This window comes from Bacillota bacterium (assembly GCA_012727955.1).
In the GTDB taxonomy this organism is placed as follows: Bacteria; Bacillota; Limnochordia; order DTU087; family JAAYGB01; genus JAAYGB01.
Window position 1 is genome coordinate 1 of the sequence record JAAYGB010000008.1, and the last position, 19,808, is coordinate 19,808.

Below are 19,808 nucleotides of genomic sequence, written 5' to 3' on the forward strand. Positions count from 1 at the left end.
GTTTAAAGTGACCACGCCGGCGTCCAGGGCCGAGGATCCCGTCACTATCTTAAAGGTAGAGCCCGGCTCATACATGTCCGCGATGGCGAAGTTTCGCCTATTGGTGGCGGGATAATCCTGGTAATTGTTGGGGTCAAATTTAGGGTATAGGGCCCAAGCCAAAATCTCACCGGTCTTGGGATCCATGGCGATAAAGGCCCCCCGCTCGGAGCCGGTCCTTTGTACAGCCCTTTCAATCTCCCGCTCCGCTATGTATTGAATCACATGATCGATGGTCAATACCAGATCGTACCCGTCCTGGGGAGGGATGAACTGATGAATCCCATCGGGGATCTCTCGACCCCTGGCATCCCGCTCCGCTTGGACCCGGCCCGGTGTACCCCGCAGATATTCGTCATAGAAAAACTCCAAACCCTCTAGACCCTGATTGTCAATTCCTGCTATTCCCAGGACATGGGCCGCCAGCTCACCGTGAGGATAATACCGCTGCGGTCGCTCCACCAAACCAATACCCGGCAGTCGCAGGTTGCGGACCTGGCGAGCAGTCTGAGGATCCAGCTTCCGCTGGATCCAGACGGTAGCCTGCTTTCTCGTCAGCCTGGACAAGATCTCCTCCTGAGATAGATCCAATACTTGCGCTAGCTTGGCTGCCGTTCCCTCGGGATCCTTGATCTCTGAGGGAGTGGCATAGACCGCATCAGCGCTCACACTCACTGCCAGCTTCTGATAGTTCCGATCATAAATTACACCCCGTTTAGCATCAACTGGAACGGGGCGTAGGCGTTGTGACAGTGCTTTTTCTCGATACCAGGAATTACGAACGATTTGTAGATAGGCCAGGCGCAGTCCCAGTAATGTAAATCCTACCATCAAGATGAGAAAAAGGGCCGCAATGCGTCGGCGAATTTCAGTCATGGCAAACCTAGCCAACTACAATTCCCCCTTAGGTGACGGTTACTTACCCTCGATCCTACCGGCCTCCGCCTGGCCCAAAGCCGGAATCAGTCGGGCCAATACCCTTGTCGCCGCGGCTACATACCGATTTGGCTCTGTAACAGTGATATCGTGGGCCAAGAAGGAGTTACCACCAGAGACAGTCGGCAGCTCCGGAGCGAGGACGATTGTCTGGACCTCTGCCGGCTCGATCATGCCAAGATCCTTCTTCGCCAGGTGCTCAATCCGAGTTAAGGATTCCAACTGAGCCACCTGCAACTGCAGATGTTCATTGATCAGCAGTTCTTGATGCAGAACCTGCCTCGCTTCTTCTAGCTGATATTGTACTGCCGTATAGGAAATGGATTGACCAATTCCGGCAATAATCACCAACACGGCAACGCAGCCAAACAACAGTCCCGATAGCATCGGATAGGACCCTCGCGCCCTGGTTTTCCGTCCCAAATCACGCTGCTTTGTTGCCCCTACCATCCTATTCAACCCCTTCATATTGTAGAACGTTATAGCCTTTCTGCTACCCGAAGTTTTGCACTCCGAGCTCTGGGATTGGTCGCTAACTCCTCTTGGCCTGCGGTAATTGGCTTTCTGGTTATCAGTCGAACTTTTGGTACATTTCCGCAAGTACAGACCGGCAAATCCTTGGGACAGACACAGCCCTTAGCTGATTCCTGTAAACTCTGCTTGACGATTCGATCTTCAAGGGAATGGAAACTGATGACACAAATTCTCCCGCCGGGCTTGAGATGATCAATGGCGCTGATTATCGCAGGCTTAATTCCCTCTAGTTCACCATTGACCTCGATTCTAATGGCTTGAAAGGTGCGGCGAGCCGGATGAGGCCCCAGCCGCCTGGCAGATGCAGGAACCGCTGCCTTGATAATGTCCACCAGTTGCCCAGTCGTGGTGATGGGGCCGGTTTGTCGTCGAGCAACGATAAACTCAGCGATCCTCTTGGCCCAGCGCTCCTCGCCGTACTCCCCGATGATCCGGGCTAGCTCCCTTTCTGAATACCCATTCACCACATCGTAGGCCGACAAAGAGGCCTGAGGATTCATGCGCATGTCCAAAGCAGCATCTTGATGATAACTAAATCCCCGGTCTTTCATGTCCAGCTGATGGGAAGAGACTCCCAAATCAAAGAGAAATCCATCGACACCGTCAATTTGGTGGGCAGCAAGCACCTTGTCTAATTCGGTATAGTTGCTGTGAACCAAGACAAATCGTCCCGGCCCCTTCTGAAGTCGTCGCTGGGCCGCTTCCAGGGCCGCCGGATCTCGATCGATGCCAATCAGCAGTCCCCCATCGCCGGCCTTGGCAAGAATCCCTTGGGCGTGTCCACCACCGCCTACGGTGCAGTCAACGTAAGTCCCCCCGGGCTTGATCGCTAGACCTGTGATTACTTCATCGAATAGAACAGGTATGTGATGAAACTCTGACATCTAATCACCGCCGGTTGATATCCTTTTGCCGCCCTAGATCCCCAACTCCTCAATTGACTCAGCTATATCTTCGTAGGAATCTTCGGCTTCCTGTATATACCCTTCCCAAAGGGCACGACTCCATAGCTCGACCCGATTGGATACCCCGATGGCGACAACTTCCTTCTCCAGTCTTGCATACTCCCGTAGGTTTGGTGGTATGGTGATCCGTCCTTGTTTGTCCACGTCGCATTCCACGGCACCGGAAAACAAAAACCGGACGAAGCGGCGGGCTTCCTTCTTAGTTAGGGGCAGTTCCTTCAGTCTCGCCTCCAGGACTTCCCACTCCGAGCGTGGGTACATGAACAGACAATTATCAAGACCTCGGGTCACGACAAAGCCCTCCCCTAGACCCTCTCGAAACTTCGCGGGGACAATTAGCCGGCCCTTAGCATCCAATGTATGTTGGTATTCGCCCATAAACATAGAGGTCGGCTCCTTTGGTGACACCTAACAACCACTTCAGTGAAAAAGCTCCCCACTTTCCCCCACTTCCCACCACTATACTCGTGTATTTCGGGCCAAGCATCCCATTTCCTTCCTAATTAGACGAAATTTCTTACAATCCACATAAGAAAAAAGCACCCCGCAGGGTGCTTCTTGATCCTATCTAATCCCTTGTTAGAGTCTTACCCCTGTGCAAAGGGGTCCCCTTCGCTGGCAATGTCCACGGTCAGGGAAACTGCCGCCGCGGTTGCTGCCTGGCTGATTACCTCGGCCAGCCAGTTGGCAGCCAATTTCTCGGTGCCAAAGTGTCCCAGATCCCATACTTCAAGGCCGAGATCCTGAGCCAACAGAGCATCGTGATAGTCCACATCCCCAGTGATATACAAATCTGCTGTCTGGGCAGCTGCAATCAAACTGCCGCCACTTCCCCCACACACTGCCACCCTGCGGGGACCCCCGGATTGGCGCTGGCCCCGGATGATCCTAACTTCCCCGATATCCAAGGCCTCCTTCACGTAGGCTAAGTACTCATCCCAACTGAAATGTCCCACCAGTTCACCGAGCCGACCCAACCCCGGTTGCGGGCTCTGGCCCTCCACCACCAAACCAGGAACAGCTTCGGTGGGGACTAAGGGCCTTGCATCGGTTAATTTGAGCACCTGGGCCAAGCGATGATTCAATCCGTAGGGGGCTCGGTCATAGTTGGTGTGACAGCTGTATACTGCGATCTGCCTGTGGCAGAGCTTCTGGATCAGCCTACCTAAGGGCTGGGAAGCATCGATCCTGGTGAGTGGACGAAAAATCAAAGGATGATGCGCAACGATACAATCACTCCCTTGGGTTAGTGCCTGGTCCGCAACCTCCTCGGTCACCGTCAGGCAGGTCATTACCCTGTTCACCCGTTGCTGTGGATCTCCAATCTGTAAACCGACGTTGTCCCAGGATTCGGCCAGAGATACTGGAGCAACTACTTCAATCCACTCCATAATGTCCTTGAGAGTTACCATGTTTTCACCCCTCTTACAGATACCGTTGGTAATCCTATCTACCACTTGGCCCCCTTTACCCTTGGTCCTTCCTGCTTTCTTCGTCGATATCCTGTCTAGAAGAAAAAAATCGAGTGGAAGGATGGTAACATCCCCTCCACTCGATTAATTACAATTCCTTGAGCTAAGCGGCTATATTCCGATCCTTAAACAAGAACAGCTTAAACCACTTATTGCGTACAAAGTAGCGCCATTGCCGCATCAGATAGGGCATCAGATAGTAGTCAACACCCCAAACTCGCCCAGCACCAGCCATCGTGGCAAAGCTGGCCACAATATACCAATAATCCCACAGACCGGTACTCAACAGGAAGTTGATGTTCATTCCAATGCTCACAACGGAGGCCAAGAAGGTAAAGGTTCCCGTAATAAAGGCAATGCCGAGCCCAATTTCCGTCACAACCACCAGCCATTGAAAGACCATCGCATTGGGAACAATGAAATTCTCGATGATCCAAGCGTACCAATTTGGGGTGTGCTGACCAATCAGGTTCATCAACGTAGCTCCACCTTCCCCAACGATGGAGGCACTAGCTGCGGTGTCCACTGCCGCACTGGCGCTAGAGACTACGTTGGCGACTCCATTTGCTACTTCAGAAACGGTGGCTGAAGTGGAGCCCACGGCATCAACGGCTCGCTGCGCCGTCAACGCTACCCGCTCTAACCATCCGTCCTGAAACTTGCTGATCCCCGCTTCCAGCCACAGGTACCCCATATAGATCCGTAAGGGCACTAGGAAAAATACCGGCCGACGAATCTGTAAGTGCCCCTCGATGAAGTTGCGCCGGGGACGAGGCCGCATAAACTCATGCCGCAAGTAATCGATACAGGTTTCAAATCCACCGATTTCGAAGAGATAATGCAGATTGACCAAATGCTTGATGATAATCGCTAACAATCCCGTCAGTTTGATCCCCATCAAGTCGGCAACTCCGTACCATCGACCGATGGACACCATCACTCCATGGAGCTTAGGAGTACACTTACGCTTCTGCTGCTGCTTAAGCTCAGCGATAATGTTATCGGCGGCAGCCTGACCGGTTTGCATTGCTGCCTCAACTAAAGCCGGCAGCGTCATCCCATCGGCAGTGGTAAAGGCAGCATTATCACCGATGGCGTAGACATTGTCATAGCTGGTCTGCAGGTACTCGTTAACTTCAACCCGTCCCCGCTTGGCAACGGGCAGCCCACTTTCGGCCACCACCTGATTGGATTGAACTCCACCGGTCCAGATCATGCTCTCGGTAGGAATCAAATCGGTACCGTTTATTTCAACGGCTTCCGCTGTTACCTTAGTGATCCGGCACTCGGTAAGTACTTCAACGTTCAACTTCTCCGTCAAGTAGGCCTCAGCCTTGGTAATCAAGTCATCGGACAACACCGGCAGGATCTTAGGTAAAGCCTCAATGACCACCAAGCGGACATCGGAGCGGCGAATACCGTACTGGCTGCAAAGCTCGTCCTTCCACCGGGCCAGCTCCCCCACCATCTCAATTCCGGTGAAACCGCCTCCACCGATGACGAAGGTCAAGAGCTGACGCCGCTTGACGGGATCCTGCTCATCCCTAGCCTGCAAGAACTTTTGGTGAATGTGTTCCTTAATACGAACCGCGTCCTGATAGGACCAGAGAGTCAATCCGTACTCTTCCATACCCTCGATTCCAAAGTAGGCGGGTTCACTACCAAAACCTAGAATTAGATAATCATACTGATAAGTCCGATGTGCCGAAGACACTTCTTGCTTATCGTAATCAATATTAATGATGCGATCTCGCACCAACTTAACCCTGGTATACTGGAATATCCGTTCTAAGGGAATCAGAACAGCTTCTTCCTCAACCCGATTTCCTGCAACTTCGTGTAACTCTGTCAACAGGGTGTGATAATCGTTTTGATCGATGAGGGTGATCTCTACATCTTTGTGCCGCTTCAGCTTCTTGTGCAACCGTAACGCAGCAACGACACCCCCGTATCCAGCCCCCAAGACGAGAACTCTCTTCATGCTTGCCTGCCTCCTCGCAGAGTGTTCGCGCGGAAATCTGCCAAACTTAACCGGTGCTCCCAATAACGGTCCCTTCCAATAAGCACTAGTTATCCAGGGATAGATATTGAGAACACAGTCACAGTTGCTTTACCCATTATATCTCACAATTACTCTGTACCACAAGTATTTCTAGAAATTAGTCAGGAAAATTCTGGCTCCCCCTGATACCTCCAGCTACCTTTGATTTTGCTACATTCCGTGTTACAATGGCAATGTTGCGTACTCCTAGTTTTTCACCAAAGGACAGAGGTGAGGGGTTTGTCATTGTCGTATTTAGCAGTAGTCAACTTTTTCCGTTCCCACAAAAGACATTTGCTAATCTTAACAGTGCTCGTGGGATTGTTAGTAACGTCGGGGTGCAGGGAAAAACCCGCTCCTGAACCGGTAACCAGAACCCGAATATTGATGGATACTTTGGTGGAGGTCCGCTTATTCGAAGATAACGATAAAATCATGGATGCGGTCTTCGATCGAATCAGTGAAATTGAGTCTCTCATGAGCCGAACTTTGGCCTCCAGTGAGATTTCCCTCATTAATCATCGTGCTGGCGATCAACCGGTGTCCGTTAGCTCCGACACCTTCACTGTGGTTACCCAGGCCTTGGAATACGCCCGCCTCACAAAGGGCGCCTTTGATCCCACGGTGGGACCCTTGGTTGAGGCTTGGGGCATTTCCTCCGATCATCCCAGGGTGCCCTCCGAGGAAGAGTTGAGCCATTTGATCAGCCTAATAGATTACCAGCGCATCGAAACCGATGAACAGACACAATCGGTCTTTTTGCAAGAACGGGATATGGCGATAGACTTAGGTGGTATTGCTAAGGGATACGCGGCCGATGAGGCGGTGAAGGTACTGCGAGCCCAGGGTATCGATAGTGCTTATGTCAACCTCGGCGGCAATGTCTGGGTCGTGGGAGCCAAGCCCGATGGAAGCCCTTGGCGTATCGGAGTTCGTAATCCCTTCGATGAAAGCGGCGCCACCTTTGTAGGAGTCCTCTCACTCGTTGATACTTCAGTGGTAACTTCGGGAACCTATGAAAGGTACTTTATTTCCGATGGGGTGAAATATCATCACATCCTGGATCCAAAGACGGGATACCCCGCAGAGGGCAACCTAGCCAGTGTAACCATTGTTTCCCAGAACTCAATGGCTGCCGATGGACTCTCTACAAGTATTTTCATTCTTGGCAAGGAACAGGGACAAGCTTTAGTGGAGACGCTGCCGGGTATCGAGGCCGTATTAGTGGACAACGACAGTAAGGTTTGGGTGTCATCGGGACTACGGGATCGTTTTGAAGTTATGGAAGGCTTTACTTTGGAGCACTAATACAATTTGCAGTCCGCAAGTGAGGATTTGATCATCGTGAAAAAGGGAGACCTGTTTTTACTGGTGGCTCTATTGGGGGCAATTCTAGTCAGCGGATTGTACCTGCGGTATCGCCAAGCCCCACAGGGAGATATCATTGCCGTCATCAGCGTCGACAACCAACCGATACAACGGATCAATCTCTCTCGGGTACAAGAGCCCTATACCCTTCCCATTCGGCCGGATTCATCTCGCTACAATCTGCTGGCGATAGAACCAGGGCGAATTCGGGTGCTGGAGGCCAATTGTCCCAATCAGATCGACGTAAGGCAAGGCTGGATCTCCGATTCCACCCGAAGTATCGTCTGTGTTCCCAATCGTTTGGTCGTTAGAATCGAGTCCAGTGATAACTCCCTGGGGATTGACGGGGTAGTTCAATAGAACAGGAAGGTTTGTTTGCATCGTGAAGACGAAAAAACTTGTTACCATCAGCCTGTTAGTCGCTTTAGGCTTGGTTCTGCATCTTGTGGAACGACTACTTCCCATCCCCCAGTTAGCTCCGGGGGTAAAACTGGGTTTAGCAAATATCGTGACCTTATTCTCTATCTACACTCTGCCGCTACCGGATACGATTCTGGTGGTCTTGTTGCGAACGCTTCTCAGTTCATTACTAGGCGGTGGAGTTAGCTCAATGCTATTTAGTCTAGCCGGGGGGTTCTCCGCTTTAGCGGTAATGTGGATCACCTCAAGGGCTAGAAACTGGTTTAGCCTGCCGGCTGTCAGTGTGCTGGGAGCTCTCGCCCACAATATTGGCCAGTTATTTGTCGCCTCAATAATCGTCGGCAATTTCGCCTTTTATTCCTACCTGCCGGTCCTAATTGCTTCCGGCGCAGTAACGGGAGTGTTCGTTGGCTTAGTCACTAGACTGCTTCTAGATAGTTGGAAGCGTACGGGACTTGCCGCGGCTGCCAACTATGATTCGGCCGCTCACAAGTTACAAGGAAGTAAATGAGGAGGTGGGCAATTGAGCTTCTGGGACCACAACCCGAGCCTTGCAAAACATTTGGCAGCGGTGGATGAAAAACTGCAGTCTGCTGCCAACTGCAAAGAGAAGCTGATTCAGGAGGCCGTTACCGAACTGATCAACGCTCCGGGAAAAAGGATCCGTTCCGCGGTGACCCTGCTTTCCGCGTCCTTTGGAACCTTTGATGAGTCCACCATCTCCGTTGCTGCCGCCATTGAGTTGTTGCACATGGCTACCCTAGTTCACGACGATATTATCGATGAAGTAAAGTTGCGGCGAGGGGTACCAACCACCCAATCTCGCTTCGGCAAAGACTGCGCGGTCTACACTGGAGATTGGCTGTTTGTAAAATCCTTCCAACTCCTGTGTGAGGCCAAGGCAACGGAGCATCTGGAGCCGTTGGCCAGAGCAATGCAGCGGATCTGTGAAGGTGAGGTCAATCAGTATTCCAATCGGTATATTCCCCGTCCTTCCGTTCTGGCTTACCTACGTAGGATTCGAGGCAAGACAGCAATCCTGTTTGCCCTGGCTGCCGCGGTAGGAGCCAAACAGGCCCAGTGTCAGGAAAAGGAAGTCCGCCTGTTAGCCCGCTACGGCCTATATCTGGGCATGGCCTTTCAGATTCAAGATGATATCCTCGATCTGGTGTCTACCGAGGAGAAGATGGGCAAACCCGTAGGAAATGATATTAAGGAAGGTGTTTACACCCTTCCTATCATTTATACCTTGATGAATTCTCAGTACAGTGAAAAGCTGAAGGACCTCTTGGCCCAGGAAACCACCCAAGAAACCCTCGAAGGGATAACGGATTTAGTAATCAAAGCCAAGGGAATTGAGCAGGCCAGAAAACTGCTGCAAAAATACTTGACCAAGGCCATGGACATGTTACAGCAATTGCCGCCCAACTCCAATAGGGAAACGCTACAGCTTCTCTTGGAGGTTCCCTTTCAGTCCACTGATCCTCTTCAGGCCTGGCAGAAGTCACCGAAAAAGCGAAGGTTTTCCACCAGAACCGCCTAAGTTCTTGGCCACCCTTTCCGGTGGCTTTTCTTTTTCTAATCCTTCAGCAGTAAGCTCATACCGGTACCGATGCTTCACTTAGTACCTCCACCGCCACCACTGCCGCGGCAGCGGCACCGGCAAAAAATACCGGGTCCTCATCCAAGCCCCGCCCCATGGTACTGAAGGTAAGCTCGGACTGACGCAGCCGTACCATGGGCTCAGTAACGTCCACCCAGTGCAAGCGATGCAGTCGGTCTAGGTCAGCCTCCGCGACTTGGGCCTTTAGTTGGGTCAGCTGCGGTTCCGGCAGTTGTGGCAGGGCGAGCTCACACCGGTGGTGGGTAAGGCGACCGAGGGCGGTCAAAGTGTGATGACTCATCCCTCGATGTCGCTCTCGGGGATCGGCCCAACTCATCCGAGGGATGGCAATGGGACGCCCCTCCAGAAGAGAAACAGCATCGATAATTGCCGCCTGCTCCAAAGCCGTAGTCCCCAGCAATGTTCCTGTCCCTACGACACCCGGTCCCATCAAAACCACAGCAACATCGGCCTTTGCCACATATTTAGCCGCAATGAGAGCCGAGAAAACATTGATGGCCTCATAGTCTCCTCCCCAGGCATGCCCGTAGGTAATGGTTGCAGCCAAGTCTCCCCTTTCCTGTAGCTCCCTAACGGTCCGACTAAAGGCCAGGGGCAAAGCAGCACCATCGGTCATGATGTAGGCAATCCTTGTCTTTGGTGCGCCGCCCTTAATCACCGTTACCACCGGGGCCAGCATACTGTGCAGGGTTCCCACCACTACCGGCATATCCTCCAGGGTGCGCCAGGTGGTAAACTCGTGATGGTGGGGACTGTCCTCTTCCTCGACACTGAGCACCGGTAGCTGACAGGGAGTATATCGCAGTTTCATGATGTGGCCCGGCCGATCCGGCACCGGGTCCGGCGATGAATCAACTGCCATCACAAAATGATAGCCCCCGGTCCCCAGTCCCAGATCAACGGCCGTTGTATTGAGAATAACTTCCATCCCCGGTTGCCCATCGCCAACCAATTCCCGATACCCCAGGGCCTTCGCCTCTTCCCCTTGCCCCTCGATGCTGACCTGAGCTTCCCAAACCTCTGGCGAAATCCAGGTTACAGACTTAATTACTCCCCTGCGCCGATGGATCACAGACCGTCACCCCCGTCGATATTTACCTCAATCACCATTATTGTTAGCGGTTACAAACAGAAAAAACCCACTTAGGTAAACCTAGATACCTAGCGGGTCGTTTTCAGCTTTAGCTACTGCTATCTTTTTACGGGGCCTGGTCCATCATCGGGGCCCAGAGTATCCTTGTGGGACAAGTTAATTCGCCCCTGTCGATCGATCTCAATAACTTTGACCATCAATCGATCTCCTACGGAAACTACATCTTCAACTTTGCCGATACGCTTGCGGCTCAACTTGGAGATGTGCACCAGTCCCTCTTTACCGGGCAGAACCTCCACGAAGGCGCCGAAGTCCATAATCCGCTTGACTTCACCTAAGTAGGTCTCTCCCACCGCAACGTCCTTGACCAAGGTTTCAACTATCTCCCTTGCCCGATAACCCGATTCCATATCGGTGGAAGCGATGTAGACTCTGCCATCGTCCTCGATGTCGATGGAAACTCCGGTCTCATCGATAATCTTGCGGATGGTCTTGCCGCCGGAGCCAATCACATCCCGGATCTTCTCAACGGGAATCTCCAAGGTGATAATGCGAGGCGCCCAAGGCGACAGCTCACTGCGGGGCTTGTCGATGACCTCGGCCATCTTGTCGAGAATAAAGAGTCTTCCCGCTCGAGCCTGCTCTAAAGCTCGGCCTAGGATCTCTCGTCCCACTCCGCTGATCTTCATATCCATTTGCAGAGCGGTGATTCCATCCCGGGTGCCCGCGACCTTGAAGTCCATATCCCCAAGATGGTCCTCCATCCCTTGAATGTCGGTGAGGATGGTGATGTTGTCACCCTTTTTCACCAATCCCATGGCAATTCCCGCCACCGGTTTGCGAATCGGGACTCCGGCATCCATCAAAGCCAAGGTACTACCGCAGACACTGGCCTGAGAACTGGAGCCGTTGGATTCCAACACCTCAGAGACCAGGCGAATGGTATAGGGAAACTCCTCCGGCGGTGGAATAACCGGCAGTAAAGCCCGCTCAGCCAAAGCACCATGACCGATTTCCCGTCTGCCAGGGGACCGCATTGGGCGAGTTTCGCCGACACTGTAGGGTGGGAAATTGTAGTGGTGAATATAGCGTTTATGATCCTCATCACCAAGGTCATCCAGTACCTGGGCATCGGACTTGACTCCTAGGGCACAGGCCGTCAGAACCTGAGTCTGTCCCCGAGTAAAGAGTCCCGATCCATGGGCACGGGGCAACAGCCCAACTTCGCAGGTAATTGGTCTGATCTCATCAAGACCACGACCATCGGGACGCCTGTGGTCCACGGTAATCATCCGCCGGACTTCTTCCTTGACGATGTCATCGAGGATGGAAGCTAAGTCACCGGCCTTCTCAGCGGCAGTTTCTTCACCAAACTCTGCAACAAAACGAGCCGCTATCTCTTCCTTGGCTGCGTCAATGGCATCCTGCCGGGTCAGCTTGTCGGCCTCGTCGACAGCGGCGGCCAATTTGTCGGCGCCATTGCTTTGCACCCACTGGGCTACCGCGGGATCGGGCTGATGCAAGGTAACTTCCAGCTTCTCCTTGCCAACCTCCGCCATCATCTGTTCCTGCCAAGCTACAATCTCCTTGATCACCTCATGGCCATACATGATGGCATCAAGCATAACCTCTTCCGATACTTCATCGGCTCCTGCTTCCACCATCATGATCGCATCCTTGGTTCCGGCCACCACTAGGTTAAGGTCTGATTCTGCCAGTTCCTCGGAGGAGGGATTAATCACAAACTCACCCTTGAGGCGACCAATTCGCACACCACCGATGGGCCCCTCAAAGGGAATATCGGAAATACTCAGGGCCGCAGAGGCTCCGATCATTGCCGCAATATCCGCGGGATTCTCGTTATCCACGGACATGACGGTACAGACTACCTGAACATCATTACGAAAGCCCTCGGGAAATAGTGGACGCAACGGGCGATCGATCATGCGAGCCGCGAGAACGGCACCCTCACTGGGTCTTCCTTCTCTACGGGCCCAGCCACCGGGAATCCGCCCAATGGCATACATTCGCTCCTCATAGTCCACTAGGAGTGGGAAGAAGTCAATTCCCTCCCGAGGCTGACTGGACATGGTGGCGGTAACTAAAACCACCGTCTCACCATATCTCACCATGACCGCACCGTTGGCTTGTCCAGCCACTCGACCGGTTTCGACGGTGATTGGGCGCCCTCCTAACTCCATTGAAAACTCTTTCAACTCCATTTGTTAACCTCCCATGTTCTTGTCCTACCTGTTGGAATGACTCTCAAGTTAAACTGCTGGTCCCTTGATGGTCATCCTATCAGATCCTACATCCTTATTCTATCCCTAGATTGTAGAAAAAAGTTAGCTTTGGAAGACAGGATTCAGGGCTACATCGTGAAAAAGGCAGGGTTTACTTAGACCCTGCCTCACTCAAGCCATGATAGAATTTCCGTTATCGTCTAATGCCTAACTTGTCGCAAATAGCCCGATAGCGTTCGACATCCTTCTTCCGCAGATAGTTAAGTAACCCGCGGCGGCGTCCGATCATCTTAAGCATACCTCTTCTGGAGTGGTAGTCCTTCTTGTGAACCTTAAGATGCTCCGTCAAGTCAGCAATCCGACGAGTCAAAATCGCAATCTGCACTTCAGGCGATCCGGTATCGGATTCATGAATCTGATTTTCTACGATGATTTCCTGCTTGATATCCTTTTGTAGAGTCATTCCTGTCACCTCCAAGTCTAAATCGCCACTGGCCCAGATCCTCGTCGAGGCTACGCAAGACCGAGCCAGAGGTTCAGCGGGGAGTCGATAATACCTCCCTCGAAGAATATATCATGAACTGGAACAATGTGCAAGACTAAAGGCGCTCCTTACCGATATTCCTCCAGGAGCACTCTAGCTGTGGCCTTGTCCTGCTCCACCTGCTTCACCAGATCAGCTACGGCTTCGAAGCGGTAGATTGGCCTTAAGTACTGGATAAACTCCAGACGCAAGTTGCGGCCATAGAGGTCTCCGCTGAAATCCAATAGGTGTACTTCAACGGTCCGCTGTTTCTCATCAAAGGTGGGATTGTGGCTGATGGACAACACTCCCGTGAACCACTGATCCCTCCCGTTCAATCCTTGGACTTCAGCTCCGCCCCCGCCTAAATATCCCTCGGGTAGATACACCTTGACGGCGTAGACTCCATCGGCAGGCACAATTTTGTGAGCATCAACCTGGATGTTGGCAGTGGGAAAGCCTAGTTTTCTGCCCCGTTGTTTCCCGGGAACCACGATCCCCTGCAGGGAATACTCCCGCTGCAGCAACTTAGCAGCTGCTTCTACATTCCCCTCCTCCTGGAGGAGGCGACGGATCTTGGTACTGGACACGCGAGCCCCCTCCCGTTCCACGGGAGCCACTACCAAAACAGAAAAACCGAACTTCTTGCCCAGTTGCTTCATCAACGCCATATCACCGCTGGCCCGATGACCAAAGCGATAGTCGTGCCCGGCGACAACTTCTTTGACCTGCAATCGCTGGACTAGGATCTCCTCAACAAACTCTTCCGGAGACATCGAGGCAAATTCCTGATTGAATCCAACGGTCACTACTCGATTAACCCCCGAAGCCAACAACAAGTCGATCCTTTCCGGTAACGTGGTCAGCAATTGGGGCGGCTCCTCTTTGGATATCACCACCAGGGGATGTTGGTCCAAGGTCAGTACCATACTGGTACCACCGTGACTTTGCGCCCGTTCCTGCACCAGATCCAAGATCACCTGATGGCCCAAGTGAACACCATCAAAAAAACCTAAGGCCACTACTGGATAGGGCAAACCTTGTTCGATGGAATCTACCGTTCTGTAACCATTCTCCACAGTGCTCTCTCCCTGCCGCAGTGCTACTGGCGACTACTCAATCCCGAACCGGGCTCCTGGGTTAGATCAACACCTTTACAGGCTGAAGCCTAACCTTCTCCTCATCCCTTGTCGCAACTTGAGCAATACAGACTTCTCTTCCAGCTCCATTTTTCACAAACACCTTCGTCCCCAGGGCAAATTCCTGACTCTGTTCCACCTGTACATCGACAGCTCCCCCATGGCCCAGGCGCCGGGACTGCCGGTCATCGACAGTCAACAAGGGCATCCCTGGCAAGCCAAATTCAATGGGAAGAGCATACTCCAGAGCTCCTTCTGCGGATCCGGCCTTATCCACTATCTCTTCCCATTCCTCTAAGGTCTTGGCGTGATGCAGCAAGAAGGGGCCAGACCGAGTCCGCAGCAAGAAGGACATATAGGCGCCGCAACCCAAGGCCTTGCCCAGGTCATGGCACAGAGTCCGAACATAGGTTCCCCGGGAACACCAGACCTCAAACATGATCCTTCCGCCACTACCTTCGGGCACGGGATCGATTCTATTGGCGGGGGTAAACTCCCCCACTATATCGGCCAGAGGAACCTCCAGGAACATCATCTGTGGTCGCACTTCCACTAGCCTCAGGCAGTGGATGGTGGCCCGTCGGGGCCGACGGGGAACTTCCTGACCCTTTCGGGCTAACTCATACAATCGACGACCCTTGTATTTAACGGCGGATACCATCGGAGGAATCTGCTCGATGGGTCCCGTCATAGCAGCAAGAGCTTGCTCGATGACGGCTAGCGATGGGCAACCGGACTTCACCTCGAGGATCTTGCCTGCCTGATCCTGCGTATCGGTAACGATCCCTAAGGTACATTCTGCTTTATAGGCCTTGGTTTCCCCTTCCATGTACTCCAAGACCTTAGTCGCTGGGCCCACGGCCAGTACCAGCACCCCGGCGGCTCCAGGATCCAAGGTCCCGGTGTGACCGATCCTGCGAATCCCAAATAACCGTCGAGCCCAATTAACAACATCGTGGGACGACATTCCCGGAGGTTTGTTGACACATACAAACCCACCCCCCATGGGTCACCCACCTTTCCTAATCCATGAACTGGTCGATGGCAGCTAACACCCGATCTCTTGTCTCGTCTAGATTAGCCGTCACCGTACAGCCCGCGGCCTTCCGATGTCCTCCTCCTCCAAGGCTGGCTGCCACCTGACTGACATCAACCTCGGCCTTAGAACGCAAACTGACCTTGCACACTCCGGGGGCTATTTCCCGAATCAAAGCGGCCACTTCAACCCCCTGGATCATCCGGGCATAGCGTACGATCCGCTCCGACTCCATTTGAATCTCCTTCATCTTGGTGACCAGTTCCAAGGGAATTTCGATCCAGGCCACCCTCCCATCATCGGAGCGATGCAGTCGCTGCAGGACGCGACACAACATCCCGGGAAACTCAAAAGGAACGGTTTCAAAGAGTTGTTGATGAATTTCTTCGCTGTTGGCGCCAACCTCCAGCAATTGGGCAGCAAAGCGATGGGTCTCAGGGGTGGTGTTACCGTAGGCGAAGGATCCGGTGTCGCCAATCAGACCGGCCAGAAGACATTGAGCACTTTCTCCCGTCAGAGGAACCTGCAGCTGTGCCAACAGCTGTCCAATCAGCTCCGCGGTAGCCGCAGCTTGGGGAACAAGGACTTTGTGGTCCACCTGGGCTTCATTACTAACGTGATGATCAATGTTTACCACCACGATATCGCCCAATTCCTCCGGAAGAATCCCGCCGGTGCGTTCCGGCTCGCAATCCACCACGACTAGAGTATCGAACCGGCGATCATCGCCCAATAGATTCTTCTGACCCCGTCCCAGGGTTAGAATTTCGTCGGCCCCCGACAGAAACCTAAGGTAGTGGGGGACCTCATCGGCCATCACCACTACAGGTTGCTTGTCCAGGGACAGCAACCCATGCCACACAGCAAGGCAAGAGCCGATACTGTCGGGATCGGGGTCGATATGGGAGGTGATCGCTATCCGCTGCCCACGACGCAAGGCGGTAACTACGGCATCCCATTGGGCCCTTTGTTCGTGGTCCCCGCTATGCCTGTTCATCTTCAGCCTCATCCTCAGTGGTAGTCGTCCCATCGACCTCGTCCTCTGTCCGAATCGTCCGCAGCAACTCATTGATGCGAGCCCCATACTCTAGGGAACTATCAAAGACAAACATTATCTCCGGTGTATGATGCAAGCGGACTCTCTTACCGATCTCCGTTCGCACATGCCCCTTAGCATGGTTGAGAGCCTTCATGGTAGCCTCCTTGGCTTCATCGGTCCCATAGACGCTGACATAGGCCTTAACATGCCGAAGGTCACTGGAGACCTCTACATCGGTGACGGTGGTGAATCCAATGCGAGGATCCTTGAGTTTTTGGATGATATCCCCAAGTTCCCCCTTGATTGCCTCGCGTACTCGTTCAACTCGTTGTTGTCTGGCCATCTGACATCCTCCCTTGTGCGGTCATAGCAGCGAGAATCCCTTGACTTTACAGAGACTGAACCGGGCAGTAGCCCGGTTCCAGAGCCGAACTTCAATCCAATTGTCTAAAACCGCACTACAGCGGCGGGACCATGCCCGCAGCCCAGCTTCCTGTGGTCCTATAGTTTGCGAGCTACAGGCTCCATGACAAAGGCTTCAATGATGTCGCCTTCTTTAATGTCATTAAATCGCTCAATGCCAATACCACATTCGTAGTTGGTAGCTACTTCTCGCACGTCGTCCTTGAATCTGCGCAAGGAAGAAATCCGTCCCTCATGAATCACAATATTATCTCGCAATACCCTGACCTCGGCGTTGCGAGCGATTTTCCCGTCGATCACATAACTTCCCGCAACGGTTCCAACTCCAGGCACTCTAAAGGTCTGTCTCACCTCAGCCTGGCCTAGGATTACTTCCTTGTAGTCCGGCTCAAGCATGCCCTCCAAGGCGGCCTTGACGTCTTCGATAGCATCATAGATTACACGGTACAACCGAATATCCACTTCTTCCCGTTCTGCAGCCTTGCGGGCTGAAGCGTCGGGACGGACATTGAACCCGATAATCACCGCGTTGGAAGCAGCAGCAAAGTTAACGTCGGTTTCCGACACAGCTCCGACGCCACCGTGAATCACGTTGATCCTAACTTCTTCATTGGACAATTTCTGCAGCGACTGACTCATCGCCTCTACAGAGCCTTGAACGTCGGCCTTGATGATCACGTTTAGCTCCTTGATCTTACCTGCGCTGATCTGGCTAAACAGCTCATCCAAGGTTACAGGGCCGGTCTTCCTCAGTTCAACTTCTCGTATCTCTGCGGCCCGAGCTTCTGCTACCTGGCGGGCAGTCTTTTCGTCTTCGACGACCACCATCACATCGCCGGCCTGGGGAACATCATTAAAGCCAAGAATCTCTACCGGTGTAGAAGGACCAGCCTCTTCCACCCTCTGACCCAGATGGTTCATCATCGCCCTGACCCGACCATAGACTTCCCCGGACACGATGGAATCTCCCACACGTACGGTACCCTTTCTGACTAGTACTGTAGCCACAGGCCCCCGGCCCCGATCCAATTCCGCCTCGATGACATTTCCTCGTCCCGGCCGGTTAGGATTGGCCTTCAGCTCACGCATTTCGGCCACCAGGAGGATCATCTCCAGCAGTTCATCGAGATTCTCTCGCCGCAGAGCGGAAATATTGACACAAATAGTGTCGCCGCCCCACTCTTCGGGGATCAAGCCATGCTCTGTCAATTCCTGTTTCACCCGGTCGGGATTAGCATTTTCCCGATCACACTTATTGACAGCCACGATAATGGGAACGTCGGCTGCCTTGGCATGGTTAATGGCCTCCACCGTTTGCGGCATGACCCCATCATCCGCGGCTACAACTAAGACAGCAATATCCGTGACCTGCGCTCCCCGGGACCGCATAGCGGTAAAGGCCTCATGTCCCGGGGTATCCAAGAAGGTGATCTTGCGACCATCGATCTCGACCTGGTAAGCACCGATGTGCTGGGTAATCCCCCCGGCCTCCTGAGCCGCCACTTTGGTTTCTCGAATGGCATCTAGCAAAGTGGTTTTACCATGGTCAACGTGACCCATGATGGTAACCACGGGCGGCCGTTCCCGCAGATCCTCCTCGGCGTCTTCAATGTCCTCCATCGGATCAACCGCGGGCGGCGCAGACTCTTTCACAGAAATTCCAAACTTATCTGCCAGCAGCACAGCGGTGTCTCGATCCACATTCTGATTCACCGTAGCCATAATTCCCTCTTGCATCAAGGCTTTAATCAGCTGTGCTGCGGGAATACCAAATAGAGCCGACAGATCTCTGACCGTTGCCGGCATCGAGATCTCGACCTCTTTCTTAGTGTCGGATTGAGATCGCGAGTCTCGCCGCTGATCCTGAGCCCCGGACCTGCGATCCTGATGACGCTTGCTCCGGCCTTTGGTCTTCTTCGAACCGCGATGGTTACTGCGCTTGCTTTCATCATCGGGCCTTGAGCTGGCCTTAATCTTTTCTCGAGTCGGTATGGAATCCGCCAGCTCATCATCTAACATCGGATCCTCCGCTTCAACTGCGAAGTGATCCTTGATCATTTCTGCAATATCCTCTTCCACGGTGCTCATATGATTCTTAACATCGGCACCAAGCTCTTCCAAAAACTCTACTAGTTCTTTACTTTGAATCCCAATTTCCCGGGCTAGTTCATAGACTCTGACTTTCGACAAAAACATCACTCCTAGCTATTCTCCCCTAACCCATGACTAAACAACCTCTCCTCGAATTACGTAGTTTTTTTGATCTAACCCTCCAAAACCGTTATTCCCATCACCATCTAACTCCCAAAGGGTCAACGGGAAAGTTTCGTTATACGTATTGTTGGTTAGCTGGAAAGGGCTCGTTCCAACTGCTGAGCAAACTGCCGATCGGTCACTCCAACCACAGCCAAGGCAGACCTGCCTACCATCTGTCCCAGCTCATCCATGGTGGAAAACCGAACCAGGGGCAAAGTAAACTCGGTGGCCAAATACTCAAATTCCCCCACCGTCCCCTGAGCCGCATCCTCGGCCACAATCAACAGATGCACTCTGCCGGCAACAACTGCCTTCTTAACCGCTGTCCGGCCCATCACAATTCTCCCGGCAGCTCTAGCAAATCCCAACAGTGCCTGGGGCTTCATACCAATCCCCCAAACTCATCTCGCAGGATGCTTAGCTCCTCATCGCTTACGGAGCAGCGTAATGCCTTACCTAAGCCCTTCTTGGCGACGGCAGCATCGAAGCACTCCAGGTTACGGCACAGGTATGCCCCTCTGCCGTTTTTCTTTCCCGTGGTGTCCAGCTCAATGGACCCTTCGGTGGTCCTGACAATTCGAACTAGGTCCCTCTTATCCTGAACCGTGCGACATCCAATACAGGTTCGCTGTGGTTGCCTGCGAGGTCTCATCTACC

At 53.0% G+C, this 19,808-nt stretch carries 20 protein-coding genes; 4 read left to right on the forward strand and 16 right to left on the reverse strand.

What is annotated here, in order from left to right; translation table 11 throughout:
* The 6 genes from GX030_02000 to GX030_02025 all read right to left on the reverse strand — a co-directional run.
* Positions 1-930, reverse strand: a 930-nt coding sequence (locus GX030_02000; GenBank protein NLV91152.1) for a stage V sporulation protein D, incomplete at its 3' end; no start/stop codon positions are given.
* A gap of 24 nt (positions 931-954) precedes the next feature.
* Complete coding sequence (locus tag GX030_02005) at positions 955-1,425, reverse strand: hypothetical protein (GenBank protein NLV91153.1); 471 nt, start codon at positions 1,423-1,425, stop codon at positions 955-957.
* Between the two features lie 29 nt (positions 1,426-1,454).
* The gene (gene rsmH / locus GX030_02010; protein NLV91154.1) at positions 1,455-2,393 is read right to left on the reverse strand and encodes a 16S rRNA (cytosine(1402)-N(4))-methyltransferase RsmH; all 939 of its coding nucleotides are present in this window, start codon (positions 2,391-2,393) and stop codon (positions 1,455-1,457) included.
* Positions 2,394-2,426: 33 nt separating this feature from the next.
* The gene (gene mraZ / locus GX030_02015) at positions 2,427-2,858 is read right to left on the reverse strand and encodes a division/cell wall cluster transcriptional repressor MraZ (GenBank protein ID NLV91155.1); all 432 of its coding nucleotides are present in this window, start codon (positions 2,856-2,858) and stop codon (positions 2,427-2,429) included.
* A 203-nt stretch (positions 2,859-3,061) separates the two neighbouring features.
* On the reverse strand, positions 3,062-3,931 hold the full coding sequence (locus tag GX030_02020) for a Nif3-like dinuclear metal center hexameric protein (protein NLV91156.1): 870 nt from the start codon (positions 3,929-3,931) through the stop codon (positions 3,062-3,064).
* Between the two features lie 118 nt (positions 3,932-4,049).
* Complete coding sequence (locus tag GX030_02025; protein NLV91157.1) at positions 4,050-5,927, reverse strand: FAD-dependent oxidoreductase; 1,878 nt, start codon at positions 5,925-5,927, stop codon at positions 4,050-4,052.
* A gap of 306 nt (positions 5,928-6,233) precedes the next feature.
* Here GX030_02025 and GX030_02030 point away from each other — a divergent pair, with 306 nt between their 5' ends.
* Genes GX030_02030 through GX030_02045 form a run of 4 tightly spaced genes read left to right on the forward strand, consistent with a single transcriptional unit; the run spans position 6,234 to position 9,318 of the window.
* A complete protein-coding gene (locus GX030_02030; protein ID NLV91158.1) occupies positions 6,234-7,295 on the forward strand; it encodes an FAD:protein FMN transferase in 1,062 nt (353 codons plus the stop codon).
* A 36-nt stretch (positions 7,296-7,331) separates the two neighbouring features.
* Positions 7,332-7,715: a NusG domain II-containing protein gene (locus GX030_02035; protein NLV91159.1), complete on the forward strand. Its 384-nt coding sequence runs from the start codon at positions 7,332-7,334 to the stop codon at positions 7,713-7,715.
* A gap of 19 nt (positions 7,716-7,734) precedes the next feature.
* The gene (locus GX030_02040; GenBank protein ID NLV91160.1) at positions 7,735-8,286 is read left to right on the forward strand and encodes a Gx transporter family protein; all 552 of its coding nucleotides are present in this window, start codon (positions 7,735-7,737) and stop codon (positions 8,284-8,286) included.
* Between the two features lie 12 nt (positions 8,287-8,298).
* Positions 8,299-9,318, forward strand: coding sequence for a polyprenyl synthetase family protein (locus GX030_02045; GenBank protein NLV91161.1), 1,020 nt, complete (start codon positions 8,299-8,301; stop codon positions 9,316-9,318).
* 55 nt (positions 9,319-9,373) lie between these two features.
* Here the strand turns inward: GX030_02045 and GX030_02050 are convergent, their stop codons facing one another.
* From GX030_02050 to GX030_02095, 10 genes are all read right to left on the reverse strand, one after another.
* Positions 9,374-10,471, reverse strand: coding sequence for a DUF3866 family protein (locus GX030_02050; GenBank protein NLV91162.1), 1,098 nt, complete (start codon positions 10,469-10,471; stop codon positions 9,374-9,376).
* 119 nt (positions 10,472-10,590) lie between these two features.
* On the reverse strand, positions 10,591-12,714 hold the full coding sequence (pnp, locus tag GX030_02055) for a polyribonucleotide nucleotidyltransferase (GenBank protein NLV91163.1): 2,124 nt from the start codon (positions 12,712-12,714) through the stop codon (positions 10,591-10,593).
* Between the two features lie 214 nt (positions 12,715-12,928).
* Positions 12,929-13,198, reverse strand: a complete 270-nt coding sequence (rpsO, locus tag GX030_02060; protein ID NLV91164.1) for a 30S ribosomal protein S15 — start codon at positions 13,196-13,198, stop codon at positions 12,929-12,931.
* Between the two features lie 149 nt (positions 13,199-13,347).
* On the reverse strand, positions 13,348-14,337 hold the full coding sequence (locus GX030_02065) for a bifunctional riboflavin kinase/FAD synthetase (protein NLV91165.1): 990 nt from the start codon (positions 14,335-14,337) through the stop codon (positions 13,348-13,350).
* Positions 14,338-14,398: 61 nt separating this feature from the next.
* Complete coding sequence (gene truB / locus GX030_02070) at positions 14,399-15,403, reverse strand: tRNA pseudouridine(55) synthase TruB (GenBank protein ID NLV91166.1); 1,005 nt, start codon at positions 15,401-15,403, stop codon at positions 14,399-14,401.
* Between the two features lie 16 nt (positions 15,404-15,419).
* Positions 15,420-16,430: a bifunctional oligoribonuclease/PAP phosphatase NrnA gene (locus GX030_02075; protein ID NLV91167.1), complete on the reverse strand. Its 1,011-nt coding sequence runs from the start codon at positions 16,428-16,430 to the stop codon at positions 15,420-15,422.
* Positions 16,417-16,815 (reverse strand): 30S ribosome-binding factor RbfA, encoded by a 399-nt coding sequence (rbfA, locus tag GX030_02080; protein ID NLV91168.1) that lies wholly within the window; start codon positions 16,813-16,815, stop codon positions 16,417-16,419. The genes GX030_02075 and rbfA overlap by 14 nt, the downstream gene beginning before the upstream one ends.
* A gap of 158 nt (positions 16,816-16,973) precedes the next feature.
* The gene (gene infB / locus GX030_02085) at positions 16,974-19,091 is read right to left on the reverse strand and encodes a translation initiation factor IF-2 (protein ID NLV91169.1); all 2,118 of its coding nucleotides are present in this window, start codon (positions 19,089-19,091) and stop codon (positions 16,974-16,976) included.
* Positions 19,092-19,240: 149 nt separating this feature from the next.
* Positions 19,241-19,537, reverse strand: a complete 297-nt coding sequence (locus GX030_02090; protein ID NLV91170.1) for a 50S ribosomal protein L7ae — start codon at positions 19,535-19,537, stop codon at positions 19,241-19,243.
* Positions 19,534-19,803 (reverse strand): YlxR family protein, encoded by a 270-nt coding sequence (locus GX030_02095; GenBank protein NLV91171.1) that lies wholly within the window; start codon positions 19,801-19,803, stop codon positions 19,534-19,536. The genes GX030_02090 and GX030_02095 overlap by 4 nt, the downstream gene beginning before the upstream one ends.
* Positions 19,804-19,808: the final 5 nt, after the last annotated feature.